The following is a 14,733-nucleotide window of genomic DNA, read 5'->3' on the forward strand; positions in this document are numbered from 1 at the left end:
GCCGAAGACATCCGCTACTCCCTCGCGCACTGGCCCGGACTGATCCGCTTCCTCGAGCACGGCATGCTGGAGCTCGACACCAACCCGGTCGAGAACCAGATCAGGCCGATTGCCCTGACAAGAAAAAATGCACTCTTCGCCGGGAATGAAGTCGGCGCCGAAAACTGGGCTATGCTCGCCTCGCTGGTCGCTACCTGCAAGATGTCCGACGTGAACCCGGTCGACTATCTCGCCGCCACACTGCGCGCCATCCTCGACGGTCACCCGCAAAGCGGTATCGAAGACCTCATGCCATGGCGCTTCAACCAGCCGTCAAGCCTCGCAGCATAGGGCCGCAACGTCGCGCTTACCCACGTCCGGTGTTTTTGTTGAGTCAGTGTTGAGTCAACGGGGGACGACAAAAAGCCCCGCGATCATGCGGGGCGTAAGGTGTTGATATGTTGGGTTTATTTGGTTGCGGGGGCGCACAACCACCGTAACCTACCTGAGCTCAGATGCGCCGTTTAATTTTCCCCTCACCTTCGATGCTCCGTGCGACAACAGGCAACCGCCACCTGACATCAAGACGTTGCGCACGCCTCTGTGCCGGAATCCTGGCGGATTCCGGCTGTCGGTGTTTTCTCGGGAAAGGCCCGGCCTTGTCGGCCGGGCGGATCAGGTTCAGTCGTCGAGCCGACCGACGGGGCAATGCCAGGGCATCAGCAGGCTATAGTCGATCTCGCCGGCGGTGCGCTCGATCTCCTCGACCACCCAGTTCAGGTAGCGTCGATCAGTATTTCTCCGATCGACGGAGAAGCATTTGTGGCCTCCACAGCCTGAAGCAAGCGAACCATGTGTTCTTCTATGATCGTCATGGATGACCTTTCTGGATAAGGAACGGCGAGCTAGGCAAACAAAACTGATTCGTCCAGACAAAATGAGCAAATAGGCGTCATGTAGGGGATATGCTTCCGCCGAACTCGGCATCATCGCCGACAAGTGATGCGAAAAGGCCGACTGATTGCGTTTGGCATGGCTCTGTTTTGAGCAGTTCGAGGGCCGCGCTATACCACCTTAATCTGCAGTCCGCGAAACCGGCAGCAGGCCACAGGCCTTCCTCCGCTGCCATGCCCGTCACGGTTGAACGCTGCCGGGCAAAATGCAATGTCGTGATGGTCTGCGTGAGAGAGGTCCGGTCGTGCCCGATTCCAAATCCAGGACGCCACTGGCCGATCAGAGCTTCTTTCTGTCGCCCCAACTTAGCGAAGGCCGTGATTCGGATGACGATATCGATCTGAACATCATCGCCAGCACCTATCGCTCGATCATCGACGAGCATGCCTTCGATGAAATGGTTGCGAGTTGGGAGGCCAAACTGGAAGTGCCCGGTGAAAACGTCGCGTATCCCAAAGTCTCCAGGGGTCTTTTCAGCCAGTTGCTGACCTTCCGCACCACCCTGGAGAAGCTGGACCTCCCGACGGAAAGCGACCCGCTGAAACTGGCGGTTTCCGAAGTGCCCGGCCCGGCGATGGTGCTGTCTCCGGGCGGCAATGTCGCGGTCATCAACATTGCCGGCGAACGCGCTTTCGGCAAACGACAGGGCGCGTTCATGGACGCGGGCGTCATCGCGCCAAACTCGCTGGAGGACTATCGCGCGCTGTTGCGCGCGGCCACCGGTCAGGGCAATGCGGCACAGGCGATCCTGACGATCCTGCCCGTCGCCGAGGACTATGGCGATTCCTTCCTGGCCGAGGCTTACCTGATCCGCATGCCGGGCCAGAGCGGCGCGCATATCGCCATCCGCTCTCTGGAAATCGCCTGGGGATCGCGGATCGCCGATCGTCTGCAACAGGCCTTCGGCCTGACGCAGGCTGAATCCGAAGTCGCGCATCTGTTCTTCCGTTTGCGCAACCTCGAATCGATCGCGGCCCAACGAGGCGTATCGCTGCTGACGGTGCGCACCCAGATCAAGACGATCATGGCCAAGATGGGCGCGCCGTCGAATATCGACCTGATGCGTCTGCTGGCCATGATCGCCAGTCGCGAACATGTCGGGCTTCGGGGCGAAGCCCCTGTCTGGCACGATCCCCTGGGCCGTGAAAAGCTGATTGCGATGCCCGATGGACGCAAGATCGCATGGACCTGGATGGGCGCGAAGCGGGGCGTGCCGGTGGTCATGCTTCGCGGATTGCCGATGACCTATCTGCTGCCCGGCGATGGAGAGGCCCGGCTGCGCGATGCCGGCATCTGCCTCTATGTTCCGTCACGCCCCGGTCACGGGAACAGCACGATGGACCCGTCGCTCGACGTGATGAGCGACAATCTGGTCGCATTGCGGGCCTTTCTCGACCAGGTCGTCGGCCGCCCCTGCCTCGGTGTCGGATTGGCCAGCGGCACCTTGCCGCTTGTGGTCGAGGCGGTCGCGGATCCCTCGCGCTTCCACGGAATCCTTGCGGTCGGTTTCTCGTCCGGGATCGACCCTTCGGGAGTCCGGCGTCTGCCGCAGATTCAGCGCACCCTGCTGCACCTCGCAGACAGCGCGCCCTGGGTGGCCGAACTGATGGCCAAATCCGGGCACAGGATGATGCGCCAGCACGGCCTGGACTGGTATCTGGAACGGGCCTTCCGCAATACGCCGCTGAACCAGCAAACGGTGCGTAATCCCGATTGGACGGCATTGATCCGAAACGCCTGTGAGCATTTGCTGAAACAGGGTCACGCCACCTTCGTGCGGGAATTGCAGCTTTCGCGCCATCGCATGGACAGCGCGCTGCGGGAGCTTGCCATCCCCATGCGATATCTGGCGCCCCTCGAGGATGCCGGCATCGACCTTGCATCGTGCAGGCAGCTGGAAAAGGTCAATCCCATGATCACGGTCGAGCCGGTGCCCGATGCGGCCGAACTGGTCTTCTACCAGCGCAATGACCTCATCCTTGATCGTATCATCGCCTCGGCACAGCGAAACTGAGGCGCATACACCAATCGGCGTATGACGAGGTGGATCGACATCCGCTAGAGCCGCCATTCAAGGCATGTGGTCGGTGCGGTAGTGAATTGTTCAGCTTGTCATGACCGGTGCCAGGCAGGTCTTCGGACTGTCGGTTTCGCAATGCAATGAGGGATTGATGAGCGACGCAAGCATCATGCGGCCAGGCCGCCAGGCACCGGAATACGTGACCAGCCCGGACATGGCAGCCTTCACCATCGGGCAGATCGTCATCGCCTTGCTGGCGGATGGTGGCGAGGTTTCGCTGGAAACGGTGCGCAAGCAGCTGATCCGGGTCTCGATGGGGCATGGCCGCACCCTGGATGCCCGGGTGAGCGCCGAAATGGCGCTCGGCGCCCTCGATTACATCAAGTCCCGGTTGCTGGCCAATAAGCTCAGGATCTGTCCGGATTGCTGACGTTTGACATCCCTGCCTCTTGGCAGTGACGGGCCACCTTTCGGCGTCTTCGCGCCGATGAAACGAGCCGGCGACGATGGGGACAAGAAGGTCATTGCCCTGTTACCGTGTCGTGCGACACTGATCCAATCGAGACAAAGATCATTTTGGAATAATGAGCACAACGAACGATGCCCGTTTCTGGGATCGGGCCTCACGAAAATATGCCCGGAGTGCGATTGCGGATCAGGCCGGGTATGAGCGCACCCTCGACCGTGCCCTCGGCCTTCTGGCACCGGATGACCGGGTGCTGGAACTGGGTTGCGGAACGGGAACAACGGCGCTTCGTCTTGCGGCTGGCGTGAAAAGCTATCTCGCGACGGATATATCGCCGGAGATGATCGCCATCGCGAATGAAAGATATGCCGGCAATCCCGTGCCGGGCCTTGTCTTCGATACCGCCACCGCCGAATCCGTGAAATCCGGGCCATCCGGATTCAATGCCGCTCTTGGTTTCAACTACCTTCATCTCGTCCGCGACCTGCCCGGAACGTTGAGCCAGATTCACGCTCTGCTTGCGGCGGAGGGCCTGTTTGTATCGAAAACACCCTGCATCGGCGATATGAACGTTCTGATCAAGCTCGCCCTGCCCGTGATGCGCGCGATAGGAAAGGCCCCCTATGTGGGCGTCTTCCGGGAAACCGAACTGAAGCAGCGTATATCGACCGCAGGCTTCGAGATACTTGCCATGGAAAACCATGCAACAAAGGGTAGCGGGTTCCGGCCTTACATCGTGGCGCGAAAGAGATGATACGGCCATCCGGCTGATCCCCGTCATCTGCCTAATATTTCCGCAAGCTCTTTCGCGTCGATGTAGCAGATCGGTCGCGGTCTGGACGGAGCGGACGTTGCAGATACAGTTTTAATTCTGTTGCCAAGTGTGATACTTCCGAGCCATGAAAATCGTGGTGCTTCCAGGTCTCGACGGCACAGGCCGCTTGTTGTCAGATTTTACTGCATCTTTGCGTAAAAATTTCGACGTTGAGATTGTTTCCTATCCACTGGACATGACCTCTTATGAAGAGATCCGCAAATGGATTGGCCCTCGCCTTCGGCAGGATGATTATGTGATCGTCGCCGAATCTTTTTCTGGACCGGTAGCGATTGATATCACAGCTCAGCGTCCACCCCCTGTGGGGCTGTGGCTGAAATAGCTTCACCATGGGTTCTCGGCGTAAGCCCGATCAGCCGGACGGCAACAATCCGCCTCATGCCGCCTGAACGATTTGACCCACGCTACCAATTAAGTTCTGTTGATGCGTCTGCATTTTTCACAGTTGGCCCGCACTCCCCTGTGCGGGCTTTGGTTATTTGGTTATTGGACACCTGCCAGTATTGCTGTCGCCGCACAGCACAGATCGAGATCCCGGCTCACCTCCCGGTGCAGCGTTCCGCCTCCAGAACAAGGTGCGCTCTCAGAAGCGAATCGCGCAACGTTGGACCGATAACATCGGTTTCGCGTAAGCGGCCCTCATCATCTTCGTCGCGCATCAGTTCCAAAAGACGGATGATGGAACGGTCAATGATCGTCATTCCTTCCCCCTTTGGTTCAAGCGTGTGGTGAAGAAACGCAGTTCTAGAACGGATAGTTCATCCGGGCGGATGGCCGAGCAGGGCATCGTTGCGCCCACCGGGCCTGCGCATGTCGGGCGCCTTGCAACGGTCATCGAGGGCGATAATCCGTTCACGTTCGTGGATCTCCGCGGAGGACGCCGAACAAAGCGCCAGGAAGACGCCCGGATGATCGACGGCCCAGTCGATATAGGTATCGACAAGCGCCGCGACCTGCCCAAGCTGGTCCCCGCGGTCCACCATCGTGGCTGAACGGATGCAACGGTCGACGAGACGCTGCAGGGCACTTTCGAACGCCATTTCCGCGAGATCGGATCGCCGTGGCAGAATGGCGTGAGCGCGTCCGGGGTCACGCCAAGCCTCGTGGCGACATCCTTCATGCTCGGCGGACGGCCGGTTTCATTCAGCAACCGGCGAAATTCGGTTGCCGCCTCCGAGCAAAGGTGGTGGCCGGCAGGGGTATGACGATTCATGGGTTATACCACGCGAACAGGGCGCTTCCGAGCCGCTCGGGCCGGCTTGCCGTTCCGGATCGCGGACCGGGAGGCGAGCAGCATTCGCAACACCACCGTGGCGGCGAAGCCGAGGATTCCGAAGAGAGAATAACATGCGAGTGCGGCTGTCCCGCCGTGACCGAGCAAAAGCGCGACCACCGCCGAGAAAAATCCCGCGACAACGCCGGCAAGCAAGTATGCCAACATATACTGAATGTTTCCGCTAACTGGTTGGAGGTGGCCGCCCGCTAGCATGGCCGGATGCTTCGATCCAATGATTCCCGCATTCGTGACGCAGCGTCGCTCGATTTTTGCGCCCGGACACAGCCTTCAGCCGCAAGGTCTTCTGCGCCCGCGCCTGGGCGATGGCGTCGAGTTCGTCGACCGGACGTTTCCGAGCGAGGAACTGCGATTGCGCCTCGGCGAAGGCAATCTCGGCCTGCGCCCGCGACCGGCTGGATGTGTGCGTCATGCGGTTCACCTCTGAAAGCTCGCTTGGTTGAGCGGCAAGAAAAAAGGTCAGGCGGACCGCCTGACCTTCAACGGTGTCCGGCGCTCAGGAGTGCACCTGCATCCCTGAGCAAGGGGAAAGGCAGGGGAGAGGTCAGGCAGTCTGGAGATTGCAGGCCGACATCTTGCCCGACTTGCTGTCGCGCTCCAGGTCGTAGCCGATCTTCTGACCCTCGGTGATTTCGCCCATGCCCGACCGCTCGACGGCCGAGATATGGACGAAGGCGTCGGGGCCGCCGTTATCGGGCTGAATAAAGCCGAAGCCCTTGGTGGCATTGAACCATTTTACTGTGCCGGTGGTCATGATGAACCCTTTCAGAAGCATGTTGGATAACCGTGACGCGCGAGCGACACGATCAGGGATAACGATTTTTGAAAGGGAGGTCTGTTCAGGGCGCGGTGCCAATCGCGCAGCAACCAAAGCTCGGCAAGCAAATATCGGTCCGTCGCTGATAGCATCAGAGATCTCGGATGTCCACCATGAAAGCTCGGAGTTCACTGATCCGCTCAACGGCCGCCACTCCCATGGCGCCGTGAGCGGTGCTTTTCCGGATATCGCCGCGCAGCCGGGCTGACTGATCCTCCGCACCCCCAGCGTCAAGGCCGCAGGAGGGTTCACATCCGGCTGGTCGGTCGGTTTGCCATCCAGCAGCCTGTGGAGCAGGTTCAGCACATGGGTCTTGGTCGGCACGCCCGCCTCCAGAGCCAATTCCACGGCGCAAAGCACGGCCTGTTCGTCATGGTGCAGCACCAGGGACAGGATATCGACCATTTCGCGGTCCCCGCCAGGCTGGCGCAGTATCTTCGCCTGCAGCAGACGGAAGGGCTCAGGCATTTCCACGAAGGGAGCACCATTGCGCAGCGCGCCGGGTTTGCGCTGAACGACTGCCAGATAGTGGCGCCAATCATAGATGACGCGCCCCGGCTGGCCCGCGTGATCTGGGCCATGCTGACGACTGGCAAGGAATATCGGGATGCGGAGCGGGCCATGGCTGCGTGACATTTGCGCAGAATGCCATGGCCCGAAACCGGTGAAGAAGGTGTGAGAAGGCGACAACCCGCATGGGCAGAATGATCGAACAGATCTGGACCCGGAAAACCAGTCGGACCCTTCGAGCCGCAAAGCTCGGGTAGAAGATTTGGACCGGTTCCGCAGATCACCATACCGGCCCGCGGCACCTGACAGGCCGCACCTCAGAGGCCTGACACAAGACCGCACTCGATCACCGGCCCAGACGAAAAGAAGCCCTTGAACCTTGGGCGGCAACCACACAAGGGGCCGCTTCGCAATCCATTCCGCGGCGCCCCTCCCATGAAAGGTCAAGCTCGGCGCGTCTTTTTGCGCCAACGCGGCGCCGAGGGCGTCGGTCGCCGCTCCTGGACATGGCGTTTTCCGACATGACATCGACCGTATCGACGCTAATGAGATCGCGGCGCGATCAACCGGCTGGCGCAATCAGATACTTCTGGCCCGTCGCCTTCTTCTGGTAGGCCAGCGCGATGTCGGGATCGAGTGCTTCCGCCAGGCTGATGCTGTCGGTGAAATGGCTCTCAAAGGTCGTCGTCATTTCGGACGCGACACGTTCGTGCATCCGCTGCACGATCACAGGATCCGTGCGGCCGAGGAAATGGAACAGCAGCCAGCCGCCGACGTTCCACCGGAAACCGAAGCCGCGCTTCAGGATCGTGGGCCCGGTGTCCAGCGCGCCGTAGATGTAGACCTGCTTCATGACAGCCGACCCGTAACGGTCATAGCTCTCCATGTCGCGGGCGGCGACCGTCTCCATGGCGTTGAGCAGCGCGCTGGTCATCTCGCCGCCGCCGATGGCATCGAAGGCCAGCGTCGCGCCGGTCTCGGCGATGGCCCCTTCCAGCTGCTGCCGAAAGTCTGGCTGGCTGCTGTCCACGACATGGGTCGCGCCGATACCCCGCAGCAGCTCGACCTGCGCGGGGCTGCGGACGATGTTCACCAGGTCGATGCCGTCCGCTTTGCAGATCCGCACCAGCATCTGCCCCAGGTTCGATGCGGCGGGAACATGGATGATGGCCTTGTGGCCCTCGGCCCGCATGGTCTCCACGAAGCCGAGGGCGGTGAGTGGGTTGACAAAGAGCGCCGCCCCCTCAGCCGCCGTCGCGCTCTCCGGCAGGACGATGCATGCATCACGGCGGATCAGGCGCAGCTCGGCATACATGGCGCCCCCGATCATGGCGACGCGCCTGCCGACCAGCTCCTGCACGTCAGGACCCGCAGCAATCACCGTTCCAGAGGCCTCGTTGCCCACCGGCATGGGCTGGTCCAGCCGGGCGTTGACGGCGGGAAGCAGATGCGAAGGAACCTTCGCCGTCAGAACCGGCGCTTCCCCTCTGCCCTCGGCCCGCAGCGTATCCATGTCGGCGGGGCCGAACAGCAGCCCGAGGTCCGAGGGGTTGATTGGCGCGGCCTCAACCCGGACCAGCAGCTCGCCCTGCGCCGGTTCGGCGACAGAGACGCGTTCCAGCTCGATCCGCAGCATTCCGTCCGCTGTGATGGTCGATCTCAGTTCAAGGCTGTTTCGCGGCATGAGTTCCTCACCAGTTGGAGTTCCGTCCGATCCTTGTCATCGCCAGAGCAAACGCCGCCCGCACGGAACTGGCCAGCCGAGGGCTTCAGCGCGGCATCAGGAAGACCTCGCGGACAGACGCATGGTCGCCCGCCTCAAGCGCGTAAAGCGCAGCGCTGGCGACCTCGTCCGCCCGGATGGCCTTGGGCTTGGCCTCATCGAAGAAATCCGTGTCCACCATTCCCGGCGCGATGAGGGTGCAGCGCCCGCCCCATTCGCGCATCTCCTCCACCAAATTGCCCGCATAGCCGTGGACGAACCATTTCGAGGCGCCGTAGACCGAACCCTTGATATGAATGCGACCCGCCGCTGATCCGGTCATCAGCAGCTGGCCTTGCCTTTCCTTCAGGTGAGGCAGGGCCGCCTTCGCGGTGAAGAGCAAGCCCATGATGTTGACCCCGATCATGGCCTGCCATTCGTTCACGTCGCCGCCCTCGGTGCCCGGTGCGTCGAGGCCACGACCGGCATTCGCGAAAGCTGCATCGATGCCGCCGAACGCCTCGGCCATCCGATCCAGCGCCGCCTGCTGATCGGAGAACTGCGTCACGTCACCAGGCAGCGCGATCGCATTGCCGGTGCCGAGCTCATTGACGAGCGCCCCAAGCCGGTCCGCGCGCCTGGCGAACAGCCCCACCCGCCAACCTCTCGAGGCTGCAAGCCGGGCGGTGGCAGCGCCGATACCGCTGGACGCGCCGGTGATGAACAGGGTCTTGCCGGACATTTGCATTCCTCCAATCGGCCGCGCCGCGAGGTGCTGGCATCGTTTCGCCAAGTTGCCCCGAAAGGTTACCCGCCTGGTTTTTCATGCGCAAGGCTGCTGGGAGTGTCTGAAACTCTGTGCATCATTGATCACCCATCTCTACCACCCGGCCGCTCTGTCGGGGCGTAATCAGATGGGACAAGTCAAAGCCCTGTTCGCGCGCCGTGTTCAGATAATCGCTCCGCACCGCCTGCGGCAGGTCATGATCACGGGCCAGCAGCCAGAGGTTTCGGCGATCCGGGGTCCCAACCAGTGACACGCTGTAATCTTCGGCCAACCGAATGACCCAATAATCGCCCTTGGTGAAGGGAATCCATCGCAAATATTCGGGCAGGAAAGAGACGGTTAACCTCGCACCGGTGTCGTCAACCGGCCTGGCTTCGCCCAGAGCCTGCGCGGGCAGTCCCGCATCGTCAATGCAGCGATTATCCACCCTGACGCTACCATCTTCATTCAGACTGTAGGTAGCGGTAATGTCGCGTGCCCCTTCATCTTCATATTTCAGGGGCAGGCGACTGATTTCGAACCATGTGCCGAGATAGCGGTCAAGTTCGACCCGTTCGACGGTGTTCAGTAGTGCAGTCATATCCAATTCCTTCGATTTGCCTGGTTCAACCCACCAAGTTGCAGGTGGTTTCGCGGGATCGGAGATAACGATCGCTCCATGTGTATCCGCCGCGCGCTGAACCATCCGGAAGCAAAAGACAGCTCGCCTTGCCCCGCGCGAGGCTTTTTTGATGAATCGTAATCGCAGCGTTCTTCACTGCGCTCTGGGCGCGGATCAAAGCCCTGTTCGCTACACCCGTGCGGGCAGCCGCAGCAACCGGCACCGGTAGGTCCACCACAATGGTCGCTTCATCTCCGTCGCGTCGTGTGAGAACGGCGGTGCAAAAATCGGCCACGGTAGCGGCGGGATGATCCTGCTGCGGGCGGCGTAAAAGTCGTCCACTTTTACCCTTTCTGGCGACAGGGAGGGCGGGAGGATTTTCACCGTGGACTTGTATCGTAGAGTGCGATTGGCCTGTGCCGAGGGGATGAGCCAGCGCGAGGCAGCGCGTCATTTCAACATCTCGCGCGACAGCGTAGCCAAGATGATGGCGTTCTCGGTTCCGCCCGGATATCGGCGGACGGCCCCCGTGAAGCGGCCGAAGCTGGATGCCTACACCGGGATCATCGACGGCTGGCTGGAGGGCGATCGGGAGGTCCATCGCAAGCAGAGGCATACGGCGAAGCGGGTGTTCGAGCGGCTTCGCGATGAGCACGGGTTCACCGGCGGCTACACGATCGTGAAGGACTACATGCGGGAGCGCGAACGGCGCGGTCGCGAGATGTTCGTGCCGCTGGCACACCCGCCCGGACATGCCCAGGCCGACTTCGGCGAGGCGGTGGCCATCATCGACGGTGTCGAGCAGAAGGCGCATTTCTTTGTCATGGACCTGCCGCACAGCGATGCCTGTTATGTCAGGGCCTATCCAGCGGCGACCGCGGAAGCCTGGGTTGACGGTCACGTCCAGGCCTTCGCATTCTTCGGCAAGGTGCCCGCATCGGTCCTCTACGACAACGACCGCTGCCTGGTTGCGAAGATCCTGCCGGACGGGGCGCGCCAGCGAGCCACGCTCTTCAACGGGTTACGCAGGCGCTACCTTGTGTCGGTTGCGGTCATCTGTTCCCCTCGACGTTTTCGCGCTCTGTCAGGTCCAGCCTGACCAGTTCGCCATTGCCAAGCGCCTGCCGGGGCATCCCCTCGCCCCCGTCCAGCACCAGCCGCAAACCGCCCAGCCATGCGCCATGCCCGAAGGCCAGCACCGGCCCCGGCGCGGCCAGCACACGCTGACGGACGCGCATGATCCGGGCGGTGAAATCGGCGAATGTCTCACCCAGCGCCAACCGGTGCGGCGCGGTTTGCCACAGGCCGGGATGGGCGGCTTCCAGATCGGCCCAGGTGCGGCCCTCCCAGTCGCCAAAGGCGATCTCGGCCAGATCGGGGTCGGGTTCGGGCGCAAACCCGTGCAGCTCCGCCGTGTGGCGCGCGCGCCCCAGCGGGGAACTCAGCACAAGCGCGAAATCCCGCCCCGCCAGCGCCTGCCTATTGGCGGCAAGCGTGGCCATGTCCTGCACGCCCAGCGGATCGTCCAGAGCGATGTCGCGCTGGCCCTGCAAGCGGCCTTGGCTGTTCCACGGCGTGCGGAAATGGCGGATGAACCAGAACTCGGCCATCAGTCCGCCAGCAAGGGCGCGCTGCCGCTGTCGATGGACAGCGACACGGCCGCGCCCTCATCGTAAGGGGGCTGGCCGAAGGTATGCAGCGTATCGACGATGATCTGGCCATCGGGCGTCTCGACCAGATAGCGGATCTGACTGCCCAGAAATTCACGATGCGAGACCTTGCCCGCAATCTCGCCGCCTGATCCCGCGATACGGATGTTCTGCGGGCGCAGCACGATGCGGTTCGCGCCCGCGACCGGCGTGGCGACGGGCAGGCGCTGGCCGGCCTCGGTCACGAAATCCCCGCCCTGCATGGCGCCTTTCAGGATATTCGCGGTGCCCAGAAACCCCGCGACGAAGGCATTCGCCGGGTGGTCGTAAAGCTGCTGCGGGGTGCCGATCTGCTGGATCACGCCCTTGTCCAGCGCCGCCATCCGGTCCGAGGTGGTGTTGGCTTCCTCTTGGTCATGGGTGACAAAGATCGTCGTCAGCCCCAGCTTGCGCTGCAAGGCCAGCAATTCGCGCCGCATCTGCACACGCAAGGCTGCGTCGAGGTTCGACAGCGGCTCATCCAGCAACAGCACCTGCGGCTCAATCGCGATGGTGCGGGCCAGCGCCACGCGCTGTTGCTGACCACCCGAAAGCTGCGCAGGCATCCGGTCGGCCAGATGCAGCAGGCCCACGGTTTCCAGCGCGGCCTCGACCTTGGGGCCGATCTCGCGCGCGGGAATCCGGCGTTCTTCAAGGCCAAAGGCCACGTTGCGGCGCACCGACATATGCGGCCACAGCGCATAGGATTGGAACACCATGCCCACGTTGCGCTTCCACGGCGGCAGGTCGGCAATGTCGCGATCACCGATCAGGATGCGCCCGCGCGGCGTCGGGCCGAACCCGGCAATCGCGCGCAACAGCGTCGATTTGCCCGAGCCCGAGGGGCCGAGGAAGGCAAAGAACTCGCCCGGCTCGATCACCATGTCGATGCCTTCCAGCACCTTGGTGTCGCCAAAGGACAGGTGCAGATCCTCGATGCGGATGCCGGCTTTGGTCTGGGTCATCTGGTGCGTCTCCTAGTGCTGGTCGCCGGTCATGGTCTGGCGGGCGCGCTCACGCTCGATGATGCGTTGCGACAGATAGGTGCCAAGCGCCACGATCACCACGGCAAGGATGCCAAGCGCCGCCCCCGGCCCGCGTCCGGCGGGCGATTGCATGTAAAGATAGATGCCATAGGCCAAGGGCGCGTCCGAGGACCGCCCGACCAGCATGATCGTGGCCGACAGTTCCACCGCTGCGGTGGCAAAGCTGGTGACGAAACCGGCAAGGATACCGCCCGTCATCAGCGGCACCACGATGCGCCGGATGGTGCTGGAACGCGAGGCGCCAAGGCTCTCGGCGGCTTCCTCAAGCGACAGCGAGACCTGTTGCAGCGCCGCCATGCAGGCGCGCAACGCATAGGGCAACCGCCGCACCGCCAGCGCCACGATGATGATGCCCCAGAAGCTGGACATCTGGCCAAGGCCAAAGGGCAGTTGGATGCCGTGGAACATGCGCAGATAGCCGATGCCCAGCACCACGCCGGGCACGGCCAGCGCGGCGGTCGCCATATAGTCCAGCCATTTGCGCCCCGGCAGCCCGGTGCGGATCACGATATAGGCGATGGCGGTGCCCAGCAGGACGTCGATCAGCGCCGCCGACCCGGCATAGATCAGCGTGTTCCAGACATATTGCGACGACTGGGTGAAGATCGTCCCGAAATGCTGCACGGTAAACCCGTCGGGCAGCGGCGAGAAGGACCAGATCGTCCCGAAGGCCAGCAGCAGCAGCCCCAGATGCGGCGACAGCACCATCGCAAGGATCAGCAGGATCACCCCCCATGCCAGCCATTTCTCGCGCGGTTTCAGGTCGCGGCGCGACAGGCCGCCGCCGCCCTTTTGCACGGTCGCGTAATCCTTGCCGCGCATGAACAGGAAGGACGCCCAGAGCGAAAAGACCGAGAACGCCACAAGGATGAAGGAAATCACATAGCCCATCGGATCGTTGATCCCGACTCCGGTGATGCGCAGATAGGCCTGCGGGGCCAGCATGTTGTTGACGTTCAACAGCAAAGGCGTGCCCAGATCGTCGAAGACCTTGATGAAGACCAGCGCCGCCCCGGCCAGATAGCCCGGCATGGCCAGCGGAAAGACGATGCGCCGGAACATCCGCATCCCGTGAGAGCCAAGGTTCTGCGCCGCCTCCTCCATCGAGCGGTCGATATCCCGAACATTTCCTGCACCGCCAGCGACAGCCCATCTATGCCCTTGCGGAAGTCTACCGGCCGCGTCGCCACGAAGACCTTCACCGGGCCGCCCTGGCCGAACATCACGACGCCGCTGCCCGTGCCGCGCGGATTGCCCGGGTCAGTTGGCCCTCGTCGACACCAGGACCCGCGCGGATGACGATGTCGCCCACCACGATTTCGAGATCAGACCCGGGGACGGCCGCCGAAGCCTCAGTCGCGCTGTCATCAACCACCAGTTCCGCGAAGAACGGCAAGGCCGCCACGCTTTCGGGCACCACCAAATTACCTTTGCGTATCTGCTTGCGCCAATCGTAAATCTGCCAGCGCGTCGTGCCGTGCTTGCGCGCAACGTCGGCCACCGTCACACTAGGCATCATGCTCTCCGCCGCGATCCGCGCCCGCTCCGCCTTCGTGCGTCGCCGCCGACCACTCGGCCCTTCAAGCACCTCAAGCCGGGAAACCCCAAAGCCCTTCGAGCTGTCCAAATGGACGCCCATTTTGCCGTCTCTCTCCAAATCCAACACCTCCGCCGCAAATGTGCGCGGAGAATGAAGGCATCAGGTCAGAAATGGCAGGCCGAAGTTCGACAAAATTGGTCTATGTTTGAGGGGTGTCGGTCCGTCTGATCGAGTCATCTCAATGGGTTAGTGATATCTAAGGGTCAAAGTTCTGTAGTCACACGTCGACAGCTGTTTTGGTTTGCCTGGATGGTTCAACTGCAATATTCTGTAGGTATGTTTGTTCGGATCAGCAAAAGCGGTGAACGGCGCTACCTGCAGCTCGTCGAGTCCTATCGGAACGAGGCGGGGCAACCGCGCCATCGGGTTGTTGCCAACCTTGGCCGCATCGACGGGATGCAGGATGGCCATCTCGACCCGTTGATCCGCGGCCT

General features: G+C 62.2%; 17 protein-coding genes and 2 pseudogenes. 7 read left to right on the forward strand and 12 right to left on the reverse strand.

Annotated elements, in window-relative coordinates; genetic code table 11:
* From F3H32_RS17050 to F3H32_RS17075, 5 genes are all read left to right on the forward strand, one after another.
* The coding region (locus F3H32_RS17050) for an IS66 family transposase (protein WP_149766865.1) at positions 1 to 330 on the forward strand (330 nt) is incomplete at its 5' end.
* 847 nt (positions 331 to 1,177) lie between these two features.
* A complete protein-coding gene (locus tag F3H32_RS17060) occupies positions 1,178 to 2,947 on the forward strand; it encodes an alpha/beta fold hydrolase (protein ID WP_149766867.1) in 1,770 nt (589 codons plus the stop codon).
* 157 nt (positions 2,948 to 3,104) lie between these two features.
* On the forward strand, positions 3,105 to 3,383 hold the full coding sequence (locus F3H32_RS17065; RefSeq protein ID WP_223191520.1) for a hypothetical protein: 279 nt from the start codon (positions 3,105 to 3,107) through the stop codon (positions 3,381 to 3,383).
* A gap of 154 nt (positions 3,384 to 3,537) precedes the next feature.
* Positions 3,538 to 4,173, forward strand: a complete 636-nt coding sequence (locus F3H32_RS17070) for a class I SAM-dependent methyltransferase (RefSeq protein WP_149766869.1) — start codon at positions 3,538 to 3,540, stop codon at positions 4,171 to 4,173.
* 145 nt (positions 4,174 to 4,318) lie between these two features.
* Positions 4,319 to 4,576, forward strand: a complete 258-nt coding sequence (locus tag F3H32_RS17075; protein WP_149766870.1) for a hypothetical protein — start codon at positions 4,319 to 4,321, stop codon at positions 4,574 to 4,576.
* Between the two features lie 217 nt (positions 4,577 to 4,793).
* On the opposite strand, the gene F3H32_RS17790 is transcribed toward F3H32_RS17075, so the two are convergent.
* The 8 genes and pseudogenes from F3H32_RS17790 to F3H32_RS17110 all read right to left on the reverse strand — a co-directional run bounded on the left by F3H32_RS17790 (position 4,794) and on the right by F3H32_RS17110 (position 9,944).
* Positions 4,794 to 4,955 carry a hypothetical protein gene (locus F3H32_RS17790; protein WP_188128707.1) on the reverse strand — a complete coding sequence of 54 codons (162 nt, stop codon included), beginning with the start codon at positions 4,953 to 4,955 and terminating at the stop codon, positions 4,794 to 4,796.
* 57 nt (positions 4,956 to 5,012) lie between these two features.
* Positions 5,013 to 5,294 carry a hypothetical protein gene (locus tag F3H32_RS17080; protein ID WP_149766871.1) on the reverse strand — a complete coding sequence of 94 codons (282 nt, stop codon included), beginning with the start codon at positions 5,292 to 5,294 and terminating at the stop codon, positions 5,013 to 5,015.
* A 417-nt stretch (positions 5,295 to 5,711) separates the two neighbouring features.
* Entirely contained in the window at positions 5,712 to 5,960 is a 249-nt protein-coding gene (locus F3H32_RS17085) for a hypothetical protein (RefSeq protein WP_149766872.1), read from the reverse strand.
* A gap of 132 nt (positions 5,961 to 6,092) precedes the next feature.
* Entirely contained in the window at positions 6,093 to 6,302 is a 210-nt protein-coding gene (locus F3H32_RS17090; RefSeq protein ID WP_188128708.1) for a cold-shock protein, read from the reverse strand.
* Positions 6,303 to 6,590: 288 nt separating this feature from the next.
* A pseudogene (locus F3H32_RS18000) lies at positions 6,591 to 6,926 on the reverse strand (IS21 family transposase); the annotation flags it as partial.
* A gap of 511 nt (positions 6,927 to 7,437) precedes the next feature.
* Positions 7,438 to 8,511, reverse strand: coding sequence for a zinc-binding dehydrogenase (locus tag F3H32_RS17100; RefSeq protein WP_223191521.1), 1,074 nt, complete (start codon positions 8,509 to 8,511; stop codon positions 7,438 to 7,440).
* A gap of 133 nt (positions 8,512 to 8,644) precedes the next feature.
* The gene (locus tag F3H32_RS17105; RefSeq protein ID WP_149766874.1) at positions 8,645 to 9,319 is read right to left on the reverse strand and encodes an SDR family oxidoreductase; all 675 of its coding nucleotides are present in this window, start codon (positions 9,317 to 9,319) and stop codon (positions 8,645 to 8,647) included.
* Positions 9,320 to 9,440: 121 nt separating this feature from the next.
* Positions 9,441 to 9,944, reverse strand: a complete 504-nt coding sequence (locus tag F3H32_RS17110; RefSeq protein ID WP_149766875.1) for a lipocalin family protein — start codon at positions 9,942 to 9,944, stop codon at positions 9,441 to 9,443.
* A gap of 406 nt (positions 9,945 to 10,350) precedes the next feature.
* On the opposite strand from F3H32_RS17110, the pseudogene istA reads away from it, so the two are divergent.
* Positions 10,351 to 11,007, forward strand: a pseudogene (gene istA, locus F3H32_RS17115) (IS21 family transposase); the annotation flags it as partial.
* Positions 11,008 to 11,017: 10 nt separating this feature from the next.
* Here the strand turns inward: istA and F3H32_RS17120 are convergent.
* The 4 genes from F3H32_RS17120 to tnpA all read right to left on the reverse strand — a co-directional run bounded on the left by F3H32_RS17120 (position 11,018) and on the right by tnpA (position 14,338).
* Positions 11,018 to 11,575, reverse strand: a complete 558-nt coding sequence (locus F3H32_RS17120; protein ID WP_114669518.1) for a histidine phosphatase family protein — start codon at positions 11,573 to 11,575, stop codon at positions 11,018 to 11,020.
* Positions 11,575 to 12,618, reverse strand: a complete 1,044-nt coding sequence (locus tag F3H32_RS17125) for an ABC transporter ATP-binding protein (protein WP_149766876.1) — start codon at positions 12,616 to 12,618, stop codon at positions 11,575 to 11,577. Before F3H32_RS17125 ends, F3H32_RS17120 begins: the two co-directional genes overlap by 1 nt.
* A gap of 12 nt (positions 12,619 to 12,630) precedes the next feature.
* Positions 12,631 to 13,815 (reverse strand): ABC transporter permease, encoded by a 1,185-nt coding sequence (locus F3H32_RS17130; protein WP_223191522.1) that lies wholly within the window; start codon positions 13,813 to 13,815, stop codon positions 12,631 to 12,633.
* A gap of 106 nt (positions 13,816 to 13,921) precedes the next feature.
* On the reverse strand, positions 13,922 to 14,338 hold the full coding sequence (tnpA, locus tag F3H32_RS17135) for an IS66-like element accessory protein TnpA (RefSeq protein WP_149766878.1): 417 nt from the start codon (positions 14,336 to 14,338) through the stop codon (positions 13,922 to 13,924).
* Positions 14,339 to 14,548: 210 nt separating this feature from the next.
* Here tnpA and F3H32_RS17140 point away from each other — a divergent pair.
* On the forward strand, positions 14,549 to 14,733 hold a 185-nt coding region (locus F3H32_RS17140), incomplete at its 3' end, for a hypothetical protein (RefSeq protein WP_449406408.1).

Origin of the sequence: Paracoccus thiocyanatus (genome assembly GCF_900156255.1) — a bacterium.
In the GTDB taxonomy this organism is placed as follows: Bacteria; Pseudomonadota; Alphaproteobacteria; order Rhodobacterales; family Rhodobacteraceae; genus Paracoccus; species Paracoccus thiocyanatus.